The organism is Mesorhizobium sp. M2A.F.Ca.ET.037.01.1.1 (assembly GCF_003998075.1).
Lineage (GTDB): Bacteria > Pseudomonadota > Alphaproteobacteria > Rhizobiales > Rhizobiaceae > Mesorhizobium.
In genome coordinates this window covers 1-847 of record NZ_RZSA01001570.1, presented here as the reverse complement: position 1 = coordinate 847, position 847 = coordinate 1, and the positions used below count along the sequence as shown (strand labels likewise).

Genomic DNA, 847 nt, shown 5'->3' with positions numbered 1-847 from the left:
GTCTCAGCTCGATTGCCAGGCGAGCGAGAGCCGTCTTCGGACCCTGTCCCACAGGGCCACCAGCCCGTCCGGTTCCAGCATCAGAAAGAGGATGATGAGCGCGCCGAGCACGATGCGCTGGCTCATGTCGAGCACGCCGGAATCGAACAGGTCGCCGAGCAGGAAACCGCCGAGGCGCGACAGCACCAGCGGGAAGACGACGATGAGCGCAGCGCCCAGGAACGCGCCGCGTATCGAGGCGAGCCCGCCGATGATGATGATGAACAGGATCTGGAACGAGCGGTCGAGGTCGAAGCCCGCCGGCTCCACTGTCCTCAGATAGGCGAACGCCCAGATGACACCGGCGACGCCGATGATGAAGGACGAGATGGCGAAGGCGAGCAGCTTCGTCTTCAGCACCGGAATGCCGATGATGCGCGCCGCCGTGTCGTTGTCGCGGATGGCGATGAAGTTGCGCCCGGTCTGCGAGTTGACCAGACGGTGGGCGAGAAACGTGAGGACGACGACCACGGTAAGCGCGAAGAGGTAGCGGCCGACCGCGCCGTCGAACTCGAAACCCGCGATGGAGAGTTTCGGAGCATCGATGACGCCGGACGCGGAGTCATTGGAGAACCAGCTGAACTTGGTCAGCGCCCATTGCACGAAGAACTGCGCGGCAAGCGTCGAGACCGCCAGGTAGAAGCCTTTCAGCCGCAGGCTGGGCAAGCCGAAGACGATGCCGATCGCGGCGGCCACGAGGCCGGAAAGGACGATGCTGGCGACGAGCGGCAGGCCTTCGACGCGCAGGTTGAAATTATAGGCGGCGAAAGCGCCGGCCGCCATGAAGGCGGCACTGCCGAGCGACACC

At 64.8% G+C, this 847-nt stretch carries 1 protein-coding gene; it reads right to left on the bottom strand.

Features of this window, described 5'->3' with window-relative positions:
- Positions 1 to 3: 3 nt before the first annotated feature.
- On the bottom strand, positions 4 to 847 hold an 844-nt coding region (locus tag EOA27_RS38435), incomplete at its 5' end, for a branched-chain amino acid ABC transporter permease (protein ID WP_145970903.1).